This is a genomic window from Streptomyces stelliscabiei (genome assembly GCF_014873495.1).
In the GTDB taxonomy this organism is placed as follows: Bacteria; Actinomycetota; Actinomycetes; order Streptomycetales; family Streptomycetaceae; genus Streptomyces; species Streptomyces bottropensis.
Window position 1 is genome coordinate 3,852,790 of record NZ_JADBGF010000001.1, and the last position, 18,427, is coordinate 3,871,216.

14 protein-coding genes and 1 pseudogene are annotated in these 18,427 nt (G+C 71.2%); 11 read left to right on the forward strand and 4 right to left on the reverse strand.

Annotated elements, in window-relative coordinates; genetic code table 11:
- The first annotated feature begins 13 nt into the window (after nucleotides 1-13).
- Both H4687_RS17015 and H4687_RS17020 read left to right on the forward strand, forming a co-directional pair.
- On the forward strand, nucleotides 14-796 hold the full coding sequence (locus tag H4687_RS17015) for a hypothetical protein (protein WP_046913705.1): 783 nt from the start codon (nucleotides 14-16) through the stop codon (nucleotides 794-796).
- Between the two features lie 490 nt (nucleotides 797-1,286).
- Nucleotides 1,287-2,052: pseudogene (locus H4687_RS17020) on the forward strand (zinc ribbon domain-containing protein).
- A gap of 34 nt (nucleotides 2,053-2,086) precedes the next feature.
- Here the strand turns inward: H4687_RS17020 and H4687_RS17025 are convergent.
- Nucleotides 2,087-2,668 carry a biotin transporter BioY gene (locus H4687_RS17025; protein ID WP_046913706.1) on the reverse strand — a complete coding sequence of 194 codons (582 nt, stop codon included), beginning with the start codon at nucleotides 2,666-2,668 and terminating at the stop codon, nucleotides 2,087-2,089.
- Nucleotides 2,669-3,130: 462 nt separating this feature from the next.
- Between H4687_RS17025 and H4687_RS17030 the strand changes: the two genes are divergently transcribed.
- From H4687_RS17030 to H4687_RS17060, 7 genes are all read left to right on the forward strand, one after another.
- Nucleotides 3,131-4,423, forward strand: a complete 1,293-nt coding sequence (locus H4687_RS17030; protein WP_078907178.1) for an ROK family protein — start codon at nucleotides 3,131-3,133, stop codon at nucleotides 4,421-4,423.
- Between the two features lie 336 nt (nucleotides 4,424-4,759).
- On the forward strand, nucleotides 4,760-5,824 hold the full coding sequence (locus tag H4687_RS17035; protein WP_046913708.1) for an ABC transporter substrate-binding protein: 1,065 nt from the start codon (nucleotides 4,760-4,762) through the stop codon (nucleotides 5,822-5,824).
- 5 nt (nucleotides 5,825-5,829) lie between these two features.
- Nucleotides 5,830-6,732: an ABC transporter permease gene (locus H4687_RS17040; protein WP_046913726.1), complete on the forward strand. Its 903-nt coding sequence runs from the start codon at nucleotides 5,830-5,832 to the stop codon at nucleotides 6,730-6,732.
- A complete protein-coding gene (locus H4687_RS17045; protein WP_046913709.1) occupies nucleotides 6,708-7,538 on the forward strand; it encodes an ABC transporter ATP-binding protein in 831 nt (276 codons plus the stop codon). The genes H4687_RS17040 and H4687_RS17045 overlap by 25 nt, the downstream gene beginning before the upstream one ends.
- 17 nt (nucleotides 7,539-7,555) lie before the next feature.
- Nucleotides 7,556-8,902, forward strand: a complete 1,347-nt coding sequence (locus H4687_RS17050) for an LLM class flavin-dependent oxidoreductase (RefSeq protein ID WP_046913727.1) — start codon at nucleotides 7,556-7,558, stop codon at nucleotides 8,900-8,902.
- Between the two features lie 52 nt (nucleotides 8,903-8,954).
- Nucleotides 8,955-9,872, forward strand: coding sequence for a TauD/TfdA dioxygenase family protein (locus H4687_RS17055; protein ID WP_046913710.1), 918 nt, complete (start codon nucleotides 8,955-8,957; stop codon nucleotides 9,870-9,872).
- Between the two features lie 191 nt (nucleotides 9,873-10,063).
- Nucleotides 10,064-10,282, forward strand: coding sequence for a hypothetical protein (locus H4687_RS17060; RefSeq protein WP_046913711.1), 219 nt, complete (start codon nucleotides 10,064-10,066; stop codon nucleotides 10,280-10,282).
- Nucleotides 10,283-10,308: 26 nt separating this feature from the next.
- Here H4687_RS17060 and H4687_RS17065 read toward each other — a convergent pair whose 3' ends face one another.
- Nucleotides 10,309-10,962 (reverse strand): mycothiol-dependent nitroreductase Rv2466c family protein, encoded by a 654-nt coding sequence (locus tag H4687_RS17065; protein ID WP_046913712.1) that lies wholly within the window; start codon nucleotides 10,960-10,962, stop codon nucleotides 10,309-10,311.
- 160 nt (nucleotides 10,963-11,122) lie between these two features.
- Here H4687_RS17065 and pepN point away from each other — a divergent pair, with 160 nt between their 5' ends.
- A complete protein-coding gene (gene pepN / locus H4687_RS17070; RefSeq protein WP_046913713.1) occupies nucleotides 11,123-13,717 on the forward strand; it encodes an aminopeptidase N in 2,595 nt (864 codons plus the stop codon).
- 267 nt (nucleotides 13,718-13,984) lie between these two features.
- Nucleotides 13,985-15,037, forward strand: a complete 1,053-nt coding sequence (locus H4687_RS17075) for a hypothetical protein (RefSeq protein WP_046913714.1) — start codon at nucleotides 13,985-13,987, stop codon at nucleotides 15,035-15,037.
- A gap of 78 nt (nucleotides 15,038-15,115) precedes the next feature.
- Here the strand turns inward: H4687_RS17075 and H4687_RS17080 are convergent, their stop codons facing one another.
- Nucleotides 15,116-16,282 carry a serine hydrolase domain-containing protein gene (locus H4687_RS17080; protein WP_179860119.1) on the reverse strand — a complete coding sequence of 389 codons (1,167 nt, stop codon included), beginning with the start codon at nucleotides 16,280-16,282 and terminating at the stop codon, nucleotides 15,116-15,118.
- Nucleotides 16,283-16,395: 113 nt separating this feature from the next.
- A complete protein-coding gene (locus tag H4687_RS17085) occupies nucleotides 16,396-18,165 on the reverse strand; it encodes a TIGR03767 family metallophosphoesterase (protein WP_046913715.1) in 1,770 nt (589 codons plus the stop codon).
- Nucleotides 18,166-18,427: the final 262 nt, after the last annotated feature.

Genomic DNA, 18,427 nt, shown 5'->3' on the forward strand with positions numbered 1-18,427 from the left:
AGGGGGATGGAACATGAGTTCTCATCGTAGGACTGTCATCGCCGGGTCGCTGCTCACCGCGTCGTTCACGTCGGTGATGATCCTCGGCTTCGCGGCGTCGGCGGACGACGAGGGGGGATTGAGCAAGCATGGCGGAAAGACCGTGGACGCGGTACCGGCCGGAGTGAAGCTCTCGACACTGCTGTCCAAGGAGATCAAAGTCGACAACAAGTCGAAGGAAACGGATATCACCGGCGTCGTGAAGAACGAGGGCAGCAAGGCCAGCGGCGAAATCCGATTGCTCGTGGTCGGTTTCGACGGCCTTACGGTCAAGAACGTCGAGGGATGTTCGGCCATTCCGGAGGGAGATCTTCCCGACGGCGCGAACAGTGGTTTCGCGTGCGCGATCGACGACCTGGCGGCCGGAAAGTCGAAGACGTATGCGATCGACGCCACGTACGACCTGAGCAAGAAGGGAAAGATCTGTCTTCCGGTCCAGAACGCCGACGGTTCCAAGACCTGGTGGCAGCAGGGCCCGGTGCCGTTCGGCGCGACCAACCAGGCACCCAACGAGCCCGCCACGCCGCTGCTCCTCGGCACCGACAACAGCCCGGTCACCCCGGGCGGCGGTGACGGCGGGGGCGACGACGGTGGCGGTGGCGGTGGTGGTAACGGGAAGGACGGCAAACCGGACGAGCTGCCCCAGACCGGTCCGGCCGATCGCATCCTGCCGCTCGGCCTGGTCGGCGCCGCGCTCGTCTCGGCCGGCGCGGCGGGCCTGTGGTGGAACCAGCGGAGGGCCCGCCAGGAGGGCTGAAGGGCCGAGAGGGAAAGAGGGGCGGAAACCGTCGGGTCGGTGGTGCGGGCCGGGCGCGGCGCTCGCGAAGGCCGCGCGGGCCCGGCCCTGCGGTGCCGCGAAGCGGAGGAGGCTCGCCGGGGGGCGGTCGGTGCGTCGACCCGGCGAACCTCCTGGTGAGGGGCGCTACTTCCCGCGTGGCGCCCGCTCGGCGGGGCTGAGCCCCTGTGTCACCTGTTTCTTGCGAGGAGGCCCCGGCGTTCACGCCGGGGAGGAATCGCATCCGGGTGTTGCGACGCGGAGCGTCGCCGCATCCGGTTCTGGGTGCGGAGCGCCCGTACCGCTGCCGACATCTGTCGGTAGCGCCAGGGATGCGAACGTGCGTGCCCGTGGTCGCTGGTTGGGGTGGTGGCCGCAGGATCGGGGTGCGTGTGTGCGGCTGTCGTACACGTGGTCCGTCGCAGGGTTCGGGACGGACCCGTGTCCCGGCCGGGGACCGTGGGGGGGCGAGATGACGCAAGCGAGCGCTGTGGAGGCCGGGCATGCCCGCCACACGTACCGGCTGCGTGTGTCGTGTGCTGCCCGTACCGCCCTGGCGGCGGAGTGGGACCGGTGCCGCTGGGTGTGGAACGAATGCGTCGCCAAGTCCAGGGCTGTACACGCGCACAACAAGGCCACCGGCCAGAAGGTGACGTGCGGCCCCGCGCAGCTCGACAGGATGCTGACCGAAGCCCGGGCCCGTACGCCGTGGCTGCGTGAGGGCTCATCAGTCGAACCGAAGAAGGGCCGCCCCGGATCGAAGGGCTACCGCGAGGCGAAGCACCTGCGGGCGAAGGCGCACAAGAAGGTCGCCAGGCAGCGCCAGGACACCGGCCGCAAGTGGGCCAAGAAGGTGGTCCGCGACCACGACGCCATCGCCATCGCCATCGCCATCGAGGACTTCCGCCCGAAGTTCCTGGCCAAGACCACCATGGCCGAGAAGGCCGCGGACGCCGCCATCGGCGCCACCAAGCAGGCCCTGATCGAGATGGGCCACAAACACGGGCGGGACATCCGCCTCGTCCGCCCCGCGCACACCACGATGGACTGCGCCAACTGCGATGCGAGAGCCAAGCACCGCCTGCCGCTGGGTGAGCGCGCCCACTCCTGCACCGCATGCGGAACCGCGTCCCCGCGGGACAAGAACTCCGCACGCGTCATGCTCGTCCGGGCTGGTCAACCCGGCTGGTGCTGATGGCGGAAAACCTCCTGGAGCGCTGCTCCAGGAGGCGGCCTGAGCCAGGAATCCCCTCCCTTCAGGGAGAGGAGGATTCAATTCCTCAGCAGCTTCCAGGCCGTCGGCAGCAGCCCCATGGCCAGGACGACCTTGATGGCGTCGCCGATCAGGAACGGTGTGAGGCCGAGCGCGACGGCGGAGGAGAGGCTGATGTCGGCGGTGGCGGCGAGGTACGGGACACCCACGGCGTAGATGATCGCCTCGCCGACGAGCATCGTGCCCGCCATGCGCGCCGTCGAACGGTCGCCGCCGCGTCGGGCCAGAGCGCCCACGGCGGCGACGGCCAGGATCATGCCGAGGATGTAGCCGAAGGAGACGCCGACACCGGAGGTGCCGTTCGCGAACCACGGCACACCGGCCAGACCGGCCAGGGCGTACAGGCTCAGCGAGGCGACACCGCGGCTCGCGCCCAGGGTGGTGCCGACGAGCAGGGCGGCGAAGGTCTGGCCGGTGACCGGCACCGGGGAGCCCGGCACGGGCACGGCGATCTGCGCGGCGAGCCCGGTGAGCGCGGCGCCGCCGACCACGAGCGCGAGGTCGCGGACGCGGGCGCCGGAGACGGGCAGGAGGTCGGCGAGGACCTCGCCGGGGCGGGCTGACGTGGCGGCGGTGCTCATGTGCGGGCTCACTCCGGCGGGTGAAGACGGCGGGGACACGGTGACGCTATCCCCGGGCCCGCACCCCGGGCACCGTCAGCTCTCGACAAAGGGGGGAACAACCTCTTGGTGGGCTTCGAACAAAGGATGCGTGTTACACCCGGTATGGCGTGACGCCGGTCACTGAGGTGAGGTGGGTCGGGGCACCAAGAGGCGCCCCCATCGGTTCTGTAGGGTTTCACCAATCGAGTCGTCGGCATGGACAGCCGCCGTCTCGCCCGTCGGTCGCCGTCTGGGCAGCGGTGGGCCGTTTTGCTAGCTTCGAGCCCATGGTTGCTCAGGCCCGGTACTTCTCGTCGCGTCGCTACGTCGACCTGCGACGCGTGGGCACGGCCACCTGTCGCCGTCCCGGGTGAGGCGGCTCCGGCACGCCTCGCCCTTCGAGACGGCGCAGTGTCGGACCCGTTCCCGAGGATGATCGTCATGCCCCAAGCCGCGGCAGCACCCACCCTGTACGCTCCCGCTCCCTCACCTTCTCCCTCTCCTTCTCTCGCTGCCTCTTCTCCCTCCCCCTCGTTCGCCTCCTCTCCCGTGCCGCGCGTCGCCGACAGCGACCGGCGGCGGACGAGTGCCAGCGTGGTGCTGCGGTCCGTGCTGGAGCACGGGCCCGTGGCGCGCAGCAACATCGCCCGGGTGACAGGCCTGTCCCCCGCCTCGGTGACCGACTACTGCGCCCGGTTCGCGGGGCTCGGTCTCATCCGCGAGACCGAACCGCCCCGGCGGACCAAGGGGACCGGGCGCCCGCACGTACCTCTCGACCTGGACGACTCGCGGTTCCTGGTGGGCGGGGTGCATGTGGCCGTGCCGTACACGACCGTCGCGCTGCTCGATCTGCGCGGACGGGTCGTCGAGGAGCGGCGGTTGAAGCACGACTCCACCGATCCCGCCCCGGTCCTGGCGCGGGCCGCCGACGAACTCCGCGCCCTGCTGGACGCGGCACCGGACTGCCGGCCCCTGGCCGTCGGCTTCGCGGCCGGCGGCTGGGTGGACCGGGAGAGCGGGACGGTGGTCGAGCATCCGCTGCTGGGCTGGCGCGAGGTGCCGGTGCGGGAGATCCTCCGTGCCCGGACGGGGCTGCCGGTCCATGTGGACGGGCACGCACGGGCGTTGGTGAGCGCCGAGCAGCTGTACGGGCGGGCGCGGGGCAGCCGGAGCGTGCTGCATCTGTTCGTCGGCAACATGGTCGACGCGGCGTTCGCGACCAACGACGAGGTGCACCACGGTCCCCGCTCGCAGGCCGGGGCGATCGCCCATCTGCCCCTGCCCGGCGGCACCGAGGCCTGCGCGTGCGGGCGGACCGGCTGCCTCCAGGCCGAGTTGAGCGAACTGACCCTGTGCCGGCGGGCGCGGGCGGCCGGGGTCATCGACGGGTCGAACCCGATGCGGGTGCTGGAGGCGGCGGCGGACGGCGACACGGTGGCCGCAGGGCTGCTGGTGGAGCGGGCGCGGCTGGTGGGGCGGGCGGTGGAGCTGTTGCTCGACGTGCTGAACCCCGAGACCGTGGTCGTCACCGAGGTCGGGATCATCGGCCGGGAGGACTGTCTAGCGGCGTTGCGCGAGACGGTCGGACCGGACCGGGCGGCGGCCGTGGGGCCCACGAGCTTCCCCGACTCCGTGCTGGCCGCGGCGGGCGGGGCGGTGGCCCTGGACGTGCTCTACCGGGACCCGTTGGGGGCCCTCGCCCGTCTCGACCGTGCTTCCGCCCAGGCCGGTTAATTCAGAAACTCCGAATGTTGACAGGCAATACCGAAGACCGGGAACATCGTATTCATGCTGCTCACGAGTTGTCGCACCCTCTGTTGCTGACACGTTGACGTTCCGGAGTGCCCTTCGCGCTCCGACCGACGCGGCACTTCCTCCTGCGTGAATTCCTCTTCCGCAGCTCCCCTTCCGTCAGCCTCCGCGGATTCCACCCCTGCGCGATTCGCGCACTGAGCCGTACGCGGTTCCTGTGCGATTCCGTGTGCGGTTCCGTGCGGCGCCGGTGCACGATTCCGTGCGCCTTCCCACTGCTTCCCGCTCCTTCCCACCGTTTCCCCTGGGGGTCCTCCCATGTCCACTTCCGCCGCGCCCGGTTTCGACCGGCGACTCTTCCTCACCTCCCTCCTCGGCGTCACGGCCGCGGCGGCCGGGCTCAGCGGGTGCGCCGACAGCAGCGCGGCGACCGCCCGGACGGCCGCCGACGCGCCGCTGCCCACCAAGGTGCCCTCGGGTACGAGCCTGAAGATCGCCTCCTTCCAGAGTCAGCAGGAATTGCAGCTCAAGCTCGCGAAACTCGACGATCTGCCTTTCAAGGTGAGTAGTTGGGCGAACATCGGCGCGGGACCGGATGTCATCAACGCCTTCCGCGCCGGTTCGCTGGACGTCGCCAACAACGCGGGAATTCCGCCGATCCAGGCGCATTACCAGGGATACGACGCGAAGATCGTCGCGATCAACGTCACCCGGAAGCCGAACTATCTCTTCGCCACCAAGCCCGGCAGCGACATCGCCTCGGTGAAGGACTTCCGGGGCAAGAAGCTCGCCTTCTCCCAGGGGCAGGCGCAGGGCGTCGTCCTGCTGCGGGCGTTGAAGGAGGCGGGGCTCGCGTACGACGACGCGGAACTCGTGCCGCTCACCAGCAACCAGTTCCTGACGGCCCTGCAGTCGGGCCAGGTGGACGTCGCCCCGCTCGCGAACCAGCAGGCGCCCGCCTATCTGCAGCAGTACAAGGCCAAGGGTGCCCGCACCATCCCCACGGATGTGGTGGACCTGCTCAACCTGCTGTGGGCGCCGGCCTCCGTGCTGGGCGACTCCGCGAAGGTGGCCGCCGTAGCCGCGTACATCCCGTACTGGGCGAAGGGCGCGGTCTGGCAGTACGAGAACCCGGACATCTGGAACAAGGAGTTCTACGTGAAGACCCAGAACCTGACGCTCCCCCAGGCGGAGTCGATCACCGAACTCGCCAACAAGCCGCTTTTCCCGCCGAGTTGGGACGAGTCCATCAAGTGGGAGCAGGAGACCGCGGATCTGCTGGCGGAGGGCGGCTTCGTGAAGGAGTTCGACGTCGCTTCGCTCTTCGACCGGCGGTTCGAGCAGATCGCGGCGAAGGCCGTGCCCGCGGAGTACCGGAAGTGAGCGCCGTGACCACGGGTGCGCCGACGGCGACGGGCACCTCGACGACCACCGGGCGGGGCCCCACGGCCGTCCCCGCCACCGCCGCCGAGGCCGCCCCCCTCGCCACCGAGCGGACCGCGCAGGTCCGCAGGCGTCGGCGCCTGTCCCCCGGCAAACGGCTGCCCGCGTCCCGGCTCGTCGGGCCGGTGCTGTTCCTCGCCCTGTGGGCTCTGGCCTCCGCCGCCGGGCAGCTCGATCCGGCAGCGGTCCCGGCGCCCTGGACGGTGCTGGAGACGGGCGTGCACCTGTGGACCGACGGAACGCTGACGACGGACATCCTGACCTCGTTGCAGCGGGCCGGAACCGGCTTCGTGATCGGGCTGACCGCCGGTGTCGCGCTCGCCCTGGCCGCCGGGCTCAGCCGGGTCGGCGAGGCACTGATCGACGGGACCGTGCAGCTCAACCGGGCGATCCCGACGCTGGGGCTGATCCCCCTGTTCATCCTGTGGCTCGGCATCGGCGAGACCTTCAAGATCGCGATCATCGCCATCGTCGTCTACATCCCGATCTACCTCAACACCCATGCCGCGCTGGCCGGGATCGACAGCCGCTTCGTCGAACTCGCCGAGGTCCAGGGCCTGTCGCGGTTCCGGTTCGTCCGGCAGATCGTCATCCCCGGCGCACTGCCCGGCTTCTTCGTGGGCCTGCGGCTCGGAGTGACCGGCTCCTGGCTGGGCCTGGTCGTGCTGGAGCAGATCAACGCCACCAACGGACTCGGCTACATGATGTTCCAGGCCCAGAACTACGGCCAGAGCGACGTGATCCTCGTCGGCCTGGTCGTCTACGGGATCTTCGGCCTGATCTCCGACAGCGCGGTCCGTCTCATCGAACGGAGGGTGCTGTCATGGCGACGCACGCTGAGCAGCTGACGACCACCGGGCGGCCGGCCACCCCTGAGCCGCCGGCCGACCACGAGGCGCCGACGGCCACGAGCACGGCCCCGGCCACAACCACAACCACAGCCACCCGGCCCGCCGTACGGTTGAGGGACCTCACCCGGTCCTTCGACGGGCGGAAGGTCCTCGACGGCATCGACCTCGACATCCCCGCCGGGCAGTTCGTGGCCCTGCTCGGTCACAGCGGCTCCGGCAAGAGCACGCTGCTGCGGGCGGTCGCGGGCCTCGACCACGAGGTGGTGGGCAGCGGGCAGCTCACCGCACCCGACCGGGTGTCCGTCGTCTTCCAGGACTCCCGGCTGCTGCCCTGGCGCCGGGTGCTCGACAACGTCCTGCTCGGCACGGAGGGCAAGGAGGCCGCCGGCCGGGGCCGCGAGGCGCTCGCCGAGGTGGGCCTGAAGGGCCGCGAGCGGGCCTGGCCGAACGAGCTGTCCGGCGGTGAGGCCCAGCGCGCCGCACTGGCCCGCTCCCTGGTCAGCGACCCCGAACTCCTGCTGGCCGACGAGCCGTTCGGCGCCCTGGACGCCCTCACCCGGATCCGGATGCACAGCCTGCTCAGGCAGCTGTGGGAGCGCCACAGGCCCTCCGTCCTGCTCGTCACCCACGACGTCGACGAGGCGATCGTGCTCGCCGACCGGGTCCTCGTGCTCGAAGAGGGCCGCATCGGCCTCGACCTGACCATCGACCGCCCGCACCCCCGCTCGTACCGGGACCCCCTGCTGGGCGACTACCGCGAACGGCTGCTGGCCGCGCTCGGCGTGAAAGAGGACCACCAGTGACCCGGGAGAACAGACACGTGCCCGCACGACAGCTCCACCTCAACGCGTTCCTGATGAACACCGGCCACCACGAGGCGTCGTGGCGGCTGCCGGAGTCCGACCCGTACGCGCACGTCGAGCTGGACCACTACGTCCGGCTGGCCCGGATCGCGGAGCGCGGCACGTTCGACTCACTCTTCCTGGCCGACGGGCCGCAGCTGTGGGGCAGCGTGGGCCAGCGACCGGCGGGCGCCCTGGAACCGCTCACCCTGCTGACCGCGCTGGCGACGGCCACCGAGCACATCGGACTGATCGCCACCGCCTCCACCTCCTACAACTCCCCCTACAACCTGGCCCGCAAGTTCGCCTCGCTCGACATCCTCAGCGGCGGCCGGGCCGGCTGGAACATCGTCACCACCGCCGGCGCGGAGGCCGCCCGCAACTTCGGTCTGGACGCCGAGCCCGCACACGCCCAGCGGTACGCGCGGGCCTCCGAGTTCCTCGACGTGGCCCTGAAGCTCTGGGACAGCTGGGAGGACGACGCGATCGTCGCCGACAAGGAGTCCGGGGTCTGGGCCGACGACACGAAGATCCATCCGCCCCGGCACCGGGGGACGTACTTCAGCGTCGAGGGCGCTCTCAACGTGCCGCGCTCGCCGCAGGGTTACCCGCTGCTCGTGCAGGCGGGGTCGAGCGAGGACGGCAAGGCGTTCGCGGCCCGGTACGCGGAGGCCGTGTTCACCGCGCAGCAGACGATCGAGGACGCGCAGGCCTTCTACGCCGACCTCAAGTCCCGTACGGCGGCGGCCGGCCGCGACCCCGAGCACATCAAGGTGCTGCCCGGGATCGTCCCGGTCCTCGGGTCGACGGAGGCCGAGGCGAGGGCGGCCGAGCGGGTCCTGGAGGACCACATCGTGTACACGCACGGCGTGGGCAATCTGGAGCGGCTGCTGCAACTGCCCGCCGGGTCCCTGGATCTGGATGGCCCGCTGCCTGCCGATCTCCCTCCCGAGAGTTCGATCGAGGGTGCCAAGAGCCGCTACACGCTCGTCGTCGAGCTGGCCCGGCGCGACCGGCTCACCGTGCGGGAGCTGATCGGGCGGCTGGGCGGCGGGCGCGGGCACCTCACCTTCGCCGGAACGCCCGAGCAGGTCGCCGACAAGATCGAGGCCTGGTTCACGCGGGGTGCCGCCGACGGCTTCAACATCATGCCCGCGGTCCTGCCGTCCGGCCTCGACGCGTTCGTCGACCACGTCGTCCCTCTCCTGCGCGCCCGGGGTCTGCTGCGCACCCGGTACGGCCCGCGCCGCACCCTGCGGGACCGCTACGGCCTGCCTCGCCCCGCCAACCAGCACGTCCACGCGTCCGCACCCGCCCTCGTCTGATCCCGCAGCCCGGTCCGTGACCGGCAGCCCGGTCCGTGAAAGGAAGCACGTCATGACCATCGAGATCCAGAAGGTCACCGCCCGTATCGGTGCCCGTGTCTCCGGCGTCGACATCTCCAAGCCCCTCGACGAGGAGACGGTCGCCGCCCTCCGGGAGGCCCTCAACGTGCACAAGGCGCTCGTCCTCGACGACGTGCACCTCGACGACGAGTCGCACCAGGCCTTCGTCCGCCACTTCGGCGACATCACCACCGCCCACCCGACGGTGGCCGCCGTCGAGGGTGCCGCGAGCGTCCTGCCCGTGGACAGTGAGCGGGGGCGCGCCAACCACTGGCACACCGATGTCACGTTCGTCCTCAACCCGCCGCAGGCCACCACCCTGCGCAGCATCACGATCCCGCCGTACGGCGGCGAGACCCTGATCGCCAACTCGGCCGCGGCCTACCGGGACCTGCCCGAGCCGCTGCGACGGCTGGCCGACGGCCTGTGGGCCGAGCACACCAACGACTACGACTACGCGGTGCCCGACGAGGAGATCGACACGGAGAAGGCCGAGCAGCGCGCCCGGTTCACCTCGATCACGTACCGCACGGCCCACCCGGTCGTGCGCGTCCACCCGCTGACCGGTGAACGCGGGCTGTTCATCGGCGGGTTCGCGCAGCGGATCGTGGGCCTGTCGCTGGGCGAGTCCCGCAAGCTCCTCGACCTGCTGCAGTCGTACGTGACCCGGCCGGAGAACGTGCTGCGCCACCGCTGGTCGGAGAACCAGCTCGTCGTCTTCGACAACCGCGTCACGCAGCACTACGCCATCGACAACTACGACGGTCTGCCGCGCCGGCTGCACCGGGTGACCGTCGCCGGTGACGTGCCGGTGGGCATCGACGGCACGGATAGCCGCTCGATCGAGGGCGACGCCTCGCACTACACGTCCGTGGCCGCACGGCAGGAGGCGGTCGCCGTGGCCGCGTAGGCACGGCACGGATGCTCCACAGGCGAGAACCCCCGCGAGGACGTGACGCGCGGGGGTTCTTCGCGTTCCCGGGGCGCCGGAACGCGCCACCGGCGGGACGGGTTCCGGTCTGCCGGATTTCCGGACATTCGCCCTATGCTCCCGTATTCCGGCCGGATTCCCGATCCGGCCGACCGGACCCGGGAGGTCGCATGGAGACGAGCTACAAGCACTGTCCTCCTTGTGGGGGAGGCAAGCCCCTGCCGTTCCACAAGGCCGACAAGGAGGTGCGGCAGTACCTCGCGTCCCTGGGGAAGAACCCGGCCGGCTGGTGGCGCTGCGCCAACCACGGGGAGAAGGGCCGCTGCCTGTTCGTCCAGCCGTACGGAAGGCAGAGGGAGGGCCTGACCCTCCCCGAGTCCTTCCGCTGACCCGGTCGCCGGTCGCCGGCCCCCGGTCAGACCAGGTTGCTGAAGTCCGGGCCCTGGGTGCGGCTGCGCTTGATCTCGTAGAAGCCGGGGACGGAGGCGACGAGGAGGGTGCCGTCCCAGAGCCTGGCGGCGTCCTCGCCCTTGGGGGCGGGGGTGACGACCGGGCCGAAGAAGGCGATCTGCTCGCCGTCGGCGCCGGGGACGGCGATGACGGGGGTGCCGACGTCCTGGCCGACCTTGTCGATGCCCTCCTGGTGGGAGGCCCGCAGCTGCGGCTCGTACGGGGTGGAGTCCCAGTGGTCCATGAGGGAGTCGGGGAGGCCGACGTCCTTCAGGGCGGCGGCGACCGTCTCCTTCTCCGGGCCCTCGCCCTGGTTGTGGATGCGGGTGCCGAGCGCGGTGTAGAGGTCGCCGAGGACCTCGGCGCCGTGCTCCTCCTGGGCGGCTATGACGATCCGTACCGGACCCCACGCCTTCTTCTCCAGCAGCTCGCGGTACTCCTCGGGCAGCTCGTCGATCTTGGGCTCGTTCAGCACGGCGAGGCTCATCAGGTGCCAGCGGACCTCGATGTCCCGGACCTTCTCCACCTCCAGGACCCACCGCGAGGTCATCCAGGCCCAGGGGCACAGCGGGTCGAACCAGAAGTCGACAGGGGTCTTGCCGGAGGTCTGCTCGGACATGGTTCTCCTCGGGAGGACATTCGGACGGCAGTCGTCTCAGCTCGCAACACCGACGGCCGCGCGTCGCATTCCCACCTGCCCCCCGTCAGGTGCGCATGACAGGATCGGACCTGTCCGCATGCTGAACAGCGCTTGAAATCCACCCCGAGGGAGTGCCCCCGTGCCCGGTGAGAATCTGTCCCGCGACGAGGCCCAGGAGCGGGCCGCACTGCTGTCCGTCGACGGTTACGAGGTCTCTCTCGACCTGCGGTCCGCCGTCGGCGACGCGGGTGGCGCGGCCCGCGAGCCGCGCACCTTCCGCTCGGTGACGACGATCCGCTTCCGCTGCGCCGAGCCGGGCGCCGGCAGCTTCGCCGATCTGATCGCGCCGAGTGTGACGGCCGTCTCCCTCAACGGCAAGGACCTCGACCCGAGCGAGGTCTTCGACGGCTCCCGGATCGCCCTCGACGACCTGGCCGCCGAGAACGAGCTGGTGGTCGACGCCCGGTGCGCCTACTCCCGCACCGGCGAGGGCATGCACCGCTTCGTCGACCCCGAGGACGGCGAGGTCTACCTCTACACGCAGTACGAGCCGGCCGACTCCCGGCGGGTCTTCGCGAACTTCGAGCAGCCGGACCTCAAGGCCCCCTTCCGCTTCGAGGTGCGCGCGCCGGAGGGATGGGTCGTGTGGAGCAACGGGGCCGGTGAGCTGACGGACGGGGTGTGGCGCTTCGCGGAGACGAAGCCGATCTCGACGTACATCACGGCGTTCGTCGCGGGCCCGTACCACTACGTGACGGACACCTACGAGCGGGTCTTCGAGGACGGTACGCGGCTGGAGATCCCCCTCGGCGCGATGTGCCGCAAGGGTCTCGCCCCCTACTTCGACTCCGACGACGTCTTCCTGATCACCAAGCAGGGCCTGGACTTCTTCCACGACCACTTCGACTACCCGTACCCGTTCGGGAAGTACGACCAGGCGTTCGTGCCCGAGTACAACCTCGGCGCGATGGAGAACCCGGGGCTCGTCACCTTCCGCGAGGAGTTCATCTTCCGCGGCAAGGTCACCCGGGCGTCGTACGAGCGGCGGGCCAACGTGATCCTGCACGAGATGGCGCACATGTGGTTCGGCGACCTGGTGACCATGGTGTGGTGGGACGACCTGTGGCTGAAGGAGTCCTTCGCCGACTTCATGGGCTCCTTCTCGATGGTCGAGGCGACCCGCTTCACCAACGGCTGGGTCACCTTCGCCAACAACCGCAAGTCCTGGGCGTACCGCGCCGACCAGCTGCCCTCCACCCACCCCGTCACGGCCGACATCCGTGACCTGGAGGACGCGAAGCTCAACTTCGACGGGATCACGTACGCCAAGGGCGCCTCCGTGCTCAAGCAGCTGGTGGCGTACGTGGGGCGCGACGCCTTCCTGGAGGGCGCCCGGCGCTACTTCAAGCGGAACGCCTACGGCAACACGAAGCTGGGCGACCTGCTGTCGGTGCTGGAGGAGACCAGCGGGCGGGACATGGTCTCCTGGTCGCGCGCGTGGCTGCAGACGGCCGGGGTCAACTCCCTCACCCCGCAGGTGCTGCTCGCCGCCGACGGCCGCGTCGACGAGCTGGCCGTGGTGCAGGAGGCCGCCGAGTCGCACCCCGAGCTGCGGCCGCACCGGGTCGCGATCGGCCTGTACCGGCGCGCCGGCGACGGGGGCACGCTGGAGCGGTACGCGCGGGCCGAGGTGGACGTGGACGGGCCGCGTACGGTCGTGGGCGAGCTGGCCGGGGCCGAGGCGCCCGAGCTGGTGCTGGTCAACGACGACGACCTGACGTACTGCAAGATCCGGTTCGACGCGGGGTCGCTGGACACGCTGCGGGCCGGGCTCGGGGACGTCTCCGACCCGCTGGCGCGGGCGCTGTGCTGGTCGGCGCTGTGGAACCTGACGCGGGACGCGCTGCTTCCGGCGCGGGACTTCGTCGACCTCGTCCTGCGGTTCGCGGGGCGGGAGTCCGACATCGGGGTGCTGCAGATGCTGCACGCCTGGGCCGGTTCGGCGCTCACGCACTACGCGGCGCCCGGGTGGCGGGCGGCCGGGGGCCGGCTGCTGGCGGAGGGCGCGCTGCGTGAGCTGCGGGCGGCCGAGGCGGGCAGCCAGCATCAGCTGACGTGGGCCCGGTTCTTCGCCTCGGTGGCCTCGGGCGAGGGTGATCTGGCGTTGCTGCGGGGGCTGTTGGCCGGGACCGAGAAGATCGACGGGCTGGACGTCGACCAGGAGCTGCGGTGGGCGTTCCTGGAGCCGCTGGCGACGCACGGGGCCGCCGACGAGGCGTCGCTGGCCGCGGAGCTGGCGCGGGACGACACGGCGTCCGGGAAGCGGCACCAGGTGCGGTGCCTGGCGGCGCGGCCGTCCGCGGCGGTCAAGTCGCAGGCGTGGGCCTCGGTCGTGGAGTCGGACGCGATGTCCAACGCGCTGGTGGAGGCGACGATCGCGGGGTTCGCGCGGCCGTCCCAGCGGGAGCTGGTGGCGCCGTACGCCGAGAAGTACTTCGCGGTGATCGAGCGGCTGTGGGCCGAGCGGTCCATCCAGATCGGGATGGACGTGGTGCGGGGGCTGTTCCCCTCGCTGCAGGACTCGCGGGGGACGCTGGACGCGACGGACGCCTGGCTCGCCGCGCACGAGAAGGCGGCGCCGGCGCTGCGGAGGCTGGTGCTGGAGGCGCGGGACGATCTGGCGCGGGCGCTGCGGGCGCAGGCGTGTGACGCGGCGGCGGGGACCGAGGGGTAACTGCCTTCGGGGCGGGGTGTGTTGCGCACCCGGCGGCTGCCGCAGGGCAGGGGCCGGGTGCGCGTGAGGGGGCGCTCATGGGCGCGGATCCGGCCCGGTTGAGGGTTACCGAATTCGGGTAATCGGAGCCGTAACCTTTTCCGATCGCGTCCGGACCAGCGGATATCGGCAGTCGAACGCACGTACTTTAGTGTGGTCTTGTCCGGATTTGTCGACGAGCGTGTAACAGCGGTTAATCCGCGGCGCCGGAGCGGGAACCTCCGGGTCATGACCCACAACACCCCGCTCTCCCCCCGCCCCCTCCGTCGCCTCCCGGACGTCACGCGCCGGGTGCTGACGGCCGCGCAGCTGCGCGCGCAGGGTGTCACCGCCGCCGACACGAACGAGCAGTGCCGGCCCGGTGGACCCTGGCAGCAGATCCTGCCGGGTGTGTTCCTGCTGCACCCGGGCCCGCCCACCTCCGAGGAGCGCCTGCACGCGGTGCTGTCCTACGCGGCCCGCTCCCCCTTCCGCGAGACGGCCGCCGGGGTACCCGCGCAGCCGAACGCCGACGAGCCCCGTCCGGCACCCCGCTACCCGGAGGCGGTGCTCACGGGCCTGGCCGCCCTGACCCTGCACGGGTTCACCTCCGCGCCGCCGCTCCCCTCCCTCGACACGATCGACGTCCTGGTGCCGCGCATGCGCCGGCTGCGGACCGCCGGCTGCGCCCGGATCGTCCGCACCCCGGCCGTGCCGACCCCGTCGTACGTCACCGGTCTGCCCGTGGCGCCCGTGCCGCGCGCCCTCGCCGACGCGGTCGCCGAACTCGACGACGCGGGCGTGGTGCGCCGGCTGCTGACGGAGGCGGTGCGCGGCGGGCACACCGAACCGGTCGCCGTGGTGCGGGAGTTGACCGAGGCGCGGCTGCTGAACCGTCCGCACGTCGCCGACGCGGTGGACTCGCTGGTCGCCGAGGGCCGGGCGATCGCGGAGGACCACCTGTACCGGATGGTGCGCGAACACGCCCTGCCCGACCCGGTCTGGAACGTCGACCTCCGTCTGCCCGGCGGCCCGCACCTCGGCGGTCTCGACGCGTACTGGCCGGAGCAGGCCGTCGCGGTCGAGCTGGACACCCGCGCCCCGCGTCAGGAGGACGACGCGCTGTGGTCCGAGTACGCCCGTAAGCGCGAGATGCTGGAGCGGCTCGGCATCACCGTCGTCCACATCACTCCCAGGAAGCTGCGTGACTCCCTGGAGCAGCAGGCGGCCGTCGTCCGCACCGCGCTGATGGCGTCGGGCGACCGCGATCCGGCCGCGTACGTCGTGGTGCTCCCCCGGTAGATCGGGTAACCCGGGGACATCAGGAGGGGAGAGGAAGGGCCGCCGCCCGTTCGGCGGCCCTTCCTCGTGCCGGGGCGACTACTGGGCGCAGAACTCCGCCTCCATGATCGGCAGGCTGTCGCCCGCCCAGTCGCTGTTGAAGTTGTACGCGAGGGTGTGGCGGCCGTCGGAGGTGGTGGCGGCCTCGGAGAGGGAGCCGTGGATGCCGCCGCTGTGGCCCCAGAGCTGGACGCCGCAGGAGAGCTTGTAGGTGATGAGGCCGAGGCCGTAGCCGCCGCGGTCGCCGTCGAGGGGGACCACGTCCTTCATCTCGGCGAGCTGCTTCCTGGGCAGGAGCTTGCCGCGCAGGAGGGCCGAGACGAAGCGGTTGAGGTCGTCGGCGTCGGAGATCATCCCGCCGGCCGCGCCCGCGATCGAGGGGTTGAGTCTCGTGACGTCGTAGGTCCTGCCGTCCGACGTCTCCGCCAGCTTGGAGTAGGCGCGGCTGTGCGGGCCCGGGAGGGTGGGGGACGTGCCGGGGACCTTGGTGTCGCTCAGGCCGAGGGGCTCGATGATGCGGCCGCGGATCTCGTCGCCGTAACCGCGGCCCGTGACCTTCTCGATCACCATGCCGGCGAGTACGTAGTTGGTGTTGGAGTAGCTCCAGTCGGTGCCGGGGGCGAAGGTGGGCTCGTGCTTCATGGCGATGCCGACGAGTTCGCGCGGGCTCCAGGTGCGGTAGCGGTTCTTGAGGAAGCCCTCGGCGAGGAAGACGTCCTCGACGAACCGCTCGTCCGAGGTGTACTCGGCGATTCCGCTGGTGTGGTTGAGGAGTTGGCGCAGGGTCACCTTGCGGCCGTCGTGGCCCCGGCCGCGCACCACGCCCGGCAGCCACCTGTCGACCTTGTCGTCCAGGGACAGCCTGCCCTCCGCCTCCAGCTGGAGCAGCACGGTGGAGACGAAGGTCTTGGTGATGCTGCCGATGCGGAAGTGGTCGCGTGCGGAGCGGGGTTCGCCCGTCCTCAGGTCGCCGGTCCCCGAGGCCGCCTTCCAGACGCCGTGGGCGTCCTTCGCCTGGACGGCGACGCCGACGACGCCGTCCTTCACCTGGGCGTCCATCGCCTCGCGGGTGGCGCGGTGGTCGCCTCCCGCCGAGGCCCCCGTGGGCACGGCCGCCACCGCCGGGGCGGCCAGCGCCAGTGCGGCGGTCACGGCGGTCGCCGCCAGCAGAGCCGTGCGCGTCGTACGGGCCGTGCGTACCGCCATGTCGTTCTCCCCCTTCGCCCGGTGTTCCCGGCTCTTCCGGGAACGGGCCGGTCGGGGAGAGGGACACGGGCGGTGCGTGCCGGGTTGAGCGGTGTTCGCCGGTTGAGCTGTTTTCAGCCCTTCCGCAGCACCAGCTCCGTGTTGCGGTCGCCGGGGGTGCCGGTGAGGGTGTCGCGGCGGCCGGGCGCGTTGTAGGACAGCTCGCGGTAGAGGGCGGCGAGGCCGGTCTGCGAGAGGTCCGTGAAGTCGGTGGCGTGCGGGGCGGCCGATTCGATCAGGGTGGTGAACAGGGAGATCGTGCCGTCCTTGTTGTCCACCAGCTCGATGACGCGGGCGAGTTGGGGGAAGTCGATGTGGGAGGCCGTGGAGATCTCCCAGAAGGACCCGTTCACGGACTTGTGCGGCGTGATGCGGTTGCGGTGGCTGTGGCCGTTCACCCAGGCCAGGACGTTGCGGTGGCGGCCGAGCAGGGACAGCACCTCGTCACCGCCGTGGCGGGCCTCCTTGGGGCGGGCCGGGTCCTTGCGGAGGTTGCGCATCGACGCGCTGGTGTGGTGGCTGAACACGACGGCGTACGAACCGTTCTTGGCGGCCTCCTTCAGCGTGCGGTCCAGCCACGTGAGCTGGGCCGTGCCGAGGGAGCCCTCGTAGTGGCCGCCGGGGTCGGTGGAGTCGAGGCTGATGCCGATGACGTCGTCACCGACGCGGAAGGCGTAGTACTGGGTGCGGGCGTCGAGGTTGGCCTGCGAGTAGCCGTGGCCGACCGGGCCTGGGCCCGTGTGGGCCGGGTCCAGGTGGGCCTTCAGGTAGTCCTGCGGGGTGAAGGGGGCGCGGCCCTCGTCCGGGGTGACCGCGCGCATCTTCTTCGCCTGGGCCTTGAGGACGGCCCTCCACTCGGCGCCCCGGGGGTCGCCGCCGCTCTTGACGTTGTCCCAGAGTGCCTTGCCGACGCGCTCGTCCAGCGTCATCAGCTTCCGGCCGCCGACCGCGAAGTCGGCGAAGAAGGAGTCGCCGGGGGCGTAGCAGCCGCCGGGGAGGGAGTCGTGGTTGCCGACCGTGGAGTACCAGGGGACGTTCAGGCCGGGGCTGTTGACCTCGCGGATCGCTGCGGCGAGGAAGCCGTTCAGCCGCGGGAAGCCGAGCTGCTTGTCGGCGTCGCGCAGGGCCGCGTCCGGCTGCCAGTAGAGCGTGAGACCGCTGTCCTGGACACCCTCGTAGCGGCGCGGGTCACCGGAGTTGGGAGTGACACGGCCGCCGCTCATCACCTTCAGGAACCAGTCCAGTTCCGTCCGGGAGTTGTTGTCGGTGTTGTCGCCAGTCGTCATGACGAAGTGCAGGGGGGAGCCGGTCACCGGGGCTCCGCGCAGCGCGTTCACCCGCTCGACGAGCGAGACCGCCCCGGCCACGGACAGCGCCTCCTGCGGGCGCCAGGCGCTGGCGGTCTGGGCGCGCAGGTACTCGTAGCGCAGCGGGTGCTGGACGTCCACCACGTGCAGGTCGGTGAACTGCACGAAGGACGCCAGTGCCGTACGGCGCTTCTCGCGGCCGGACTTGGGGGTGGCCAGGTCGCCGCGGACGACCCGCGCCCAGGCGGGGCCGGAGCCGAGACGACGGTAGCCGGAGGAGCCCCGCGGGGTGGCGACCGAGGCGAGGGTCGTTCCCCGTGTGTACGGCGCGAGGGGTGCGGCCGGAGCCTGTCTGTTGGAGAGGTTCGTCAGGGGGATCTCGGTGGCCTCGGCGGCGGTGGAGGCGGCATGGGCGGCGGTCTCCGGCCGCAGGGCGAAGCCGGCCCCCGCGGCGAGGCCGACCGCGCCGGTGGCGGCGAGGAAGGCCCGGCGGTCAGGGTTGGTGGCGGCGGCAGCGACTGAGCGTATGCGCGACATGGCGCGGTCTCCCCGAGTGCGAACGCGTCGGAAGTGGTCGCGGGGCCGCTCCGCGGTGGGGCCGGAGTGAGGTTCCCGCTCTTCCTCGAATGCTTGGCAGCGGGGGTGGCCTGGACGTTAACGACGTCGCAACGGACAGCGCCGATCACCGTACGTGGATCTACGGCGACGGTGCGCGTCACCGGGGGTTCCCGAATGTGAGCGGGAGTGAGGGAAGGCGGTCACTCCTTGTTCATCTGCGGGGGTACGGCACCTGTTTCGC

What these genes read in the sequence shown, in the direction of transcription:
- H4687_RS17015 (WP_046913705.1), top strand. Translation starts at nt 14, where the DNA reads ATGAGTTCTCATCGTAGGACTGTCATCGCCGGGTCGCTGCTCACCGCG.
- H4687_RS17025 (WP_046913706.1), bottom strand. Translation starts at nt 2,668, where the DNA reads ATGAGCACCGCCGCCACGTCAGCCCGCCCCGGCGAGGTCCTCGCCGAC.
- H4687_RS17030 (WP_078907178.1), top strand. Translation starts at nt 3,131, where the DNA reads ATGCCCCAAGCCGCGGCAGCACCCACCCTGTACGCTCCCGCTCCCTCA.
- H4687_RS17035 (WP_046913708.1), top strand. Translation starts at nt 4,760, where the DNA reads ATGTCCACTTCCGCCGCGCCCGGTTTCGACCGGCGACTCTTCCTCACC.
- H4687_RS17045 (WP_046913709.1), top strand. Translation starts at nt 6,708, where the DNA reads ATGGCGACGCACGCTGAGCAGCTGACGACCACCGGGCGGCCGGCCACC.
- H4687_RS17055 (WP_046913710.1), top strand. Translation starts at nt 8,955, where the DNA reads ATGACCATCGAGATCCAGAAGGTCACCGCCCGTATCGGTGCCCGTGTC.
- H4687_RS17060 (WP_046913711.1), top strand. Translation starts at nt 10,064, where the DNA reads ATGGAGACGAGCTACAAGCACTGTCCTCCTTGTGGGGGAGGCAAGCCC.
- H4687_RS17065 (WP_046913712.1), bottom strand. Translation starts at nt 10,962, where the DNA reads ATGTCCGAGCAGACCTCCGGCAAGACCCCTGTCGACTTCTGGTTCGAC.
- H4687_RS17075 (WP_046913714.1), top strand. Translation starts at nt 13,985, where the DNA reads ATGACCCACAACACCCCGCTCTCCCCCCGCCCCCTCCGTCGCCTCCCG.
- H4687_RS17080 (WP_179860119.1), bottom strand. Translation starts at nt 16,282, where the DNA reads ATGGCGGTACGCACGGCCCGTACGACGCGCACGGCTCTGCTGGCGGCG.
- H4687_RS17085 (WP_046913715.1), bottom strand. Translation starts at nt 18,165, where the DNA reads ATGTCGCGCATACGCTCAGTCGCTGCCGCCGCCACCAACCCTGACCGC.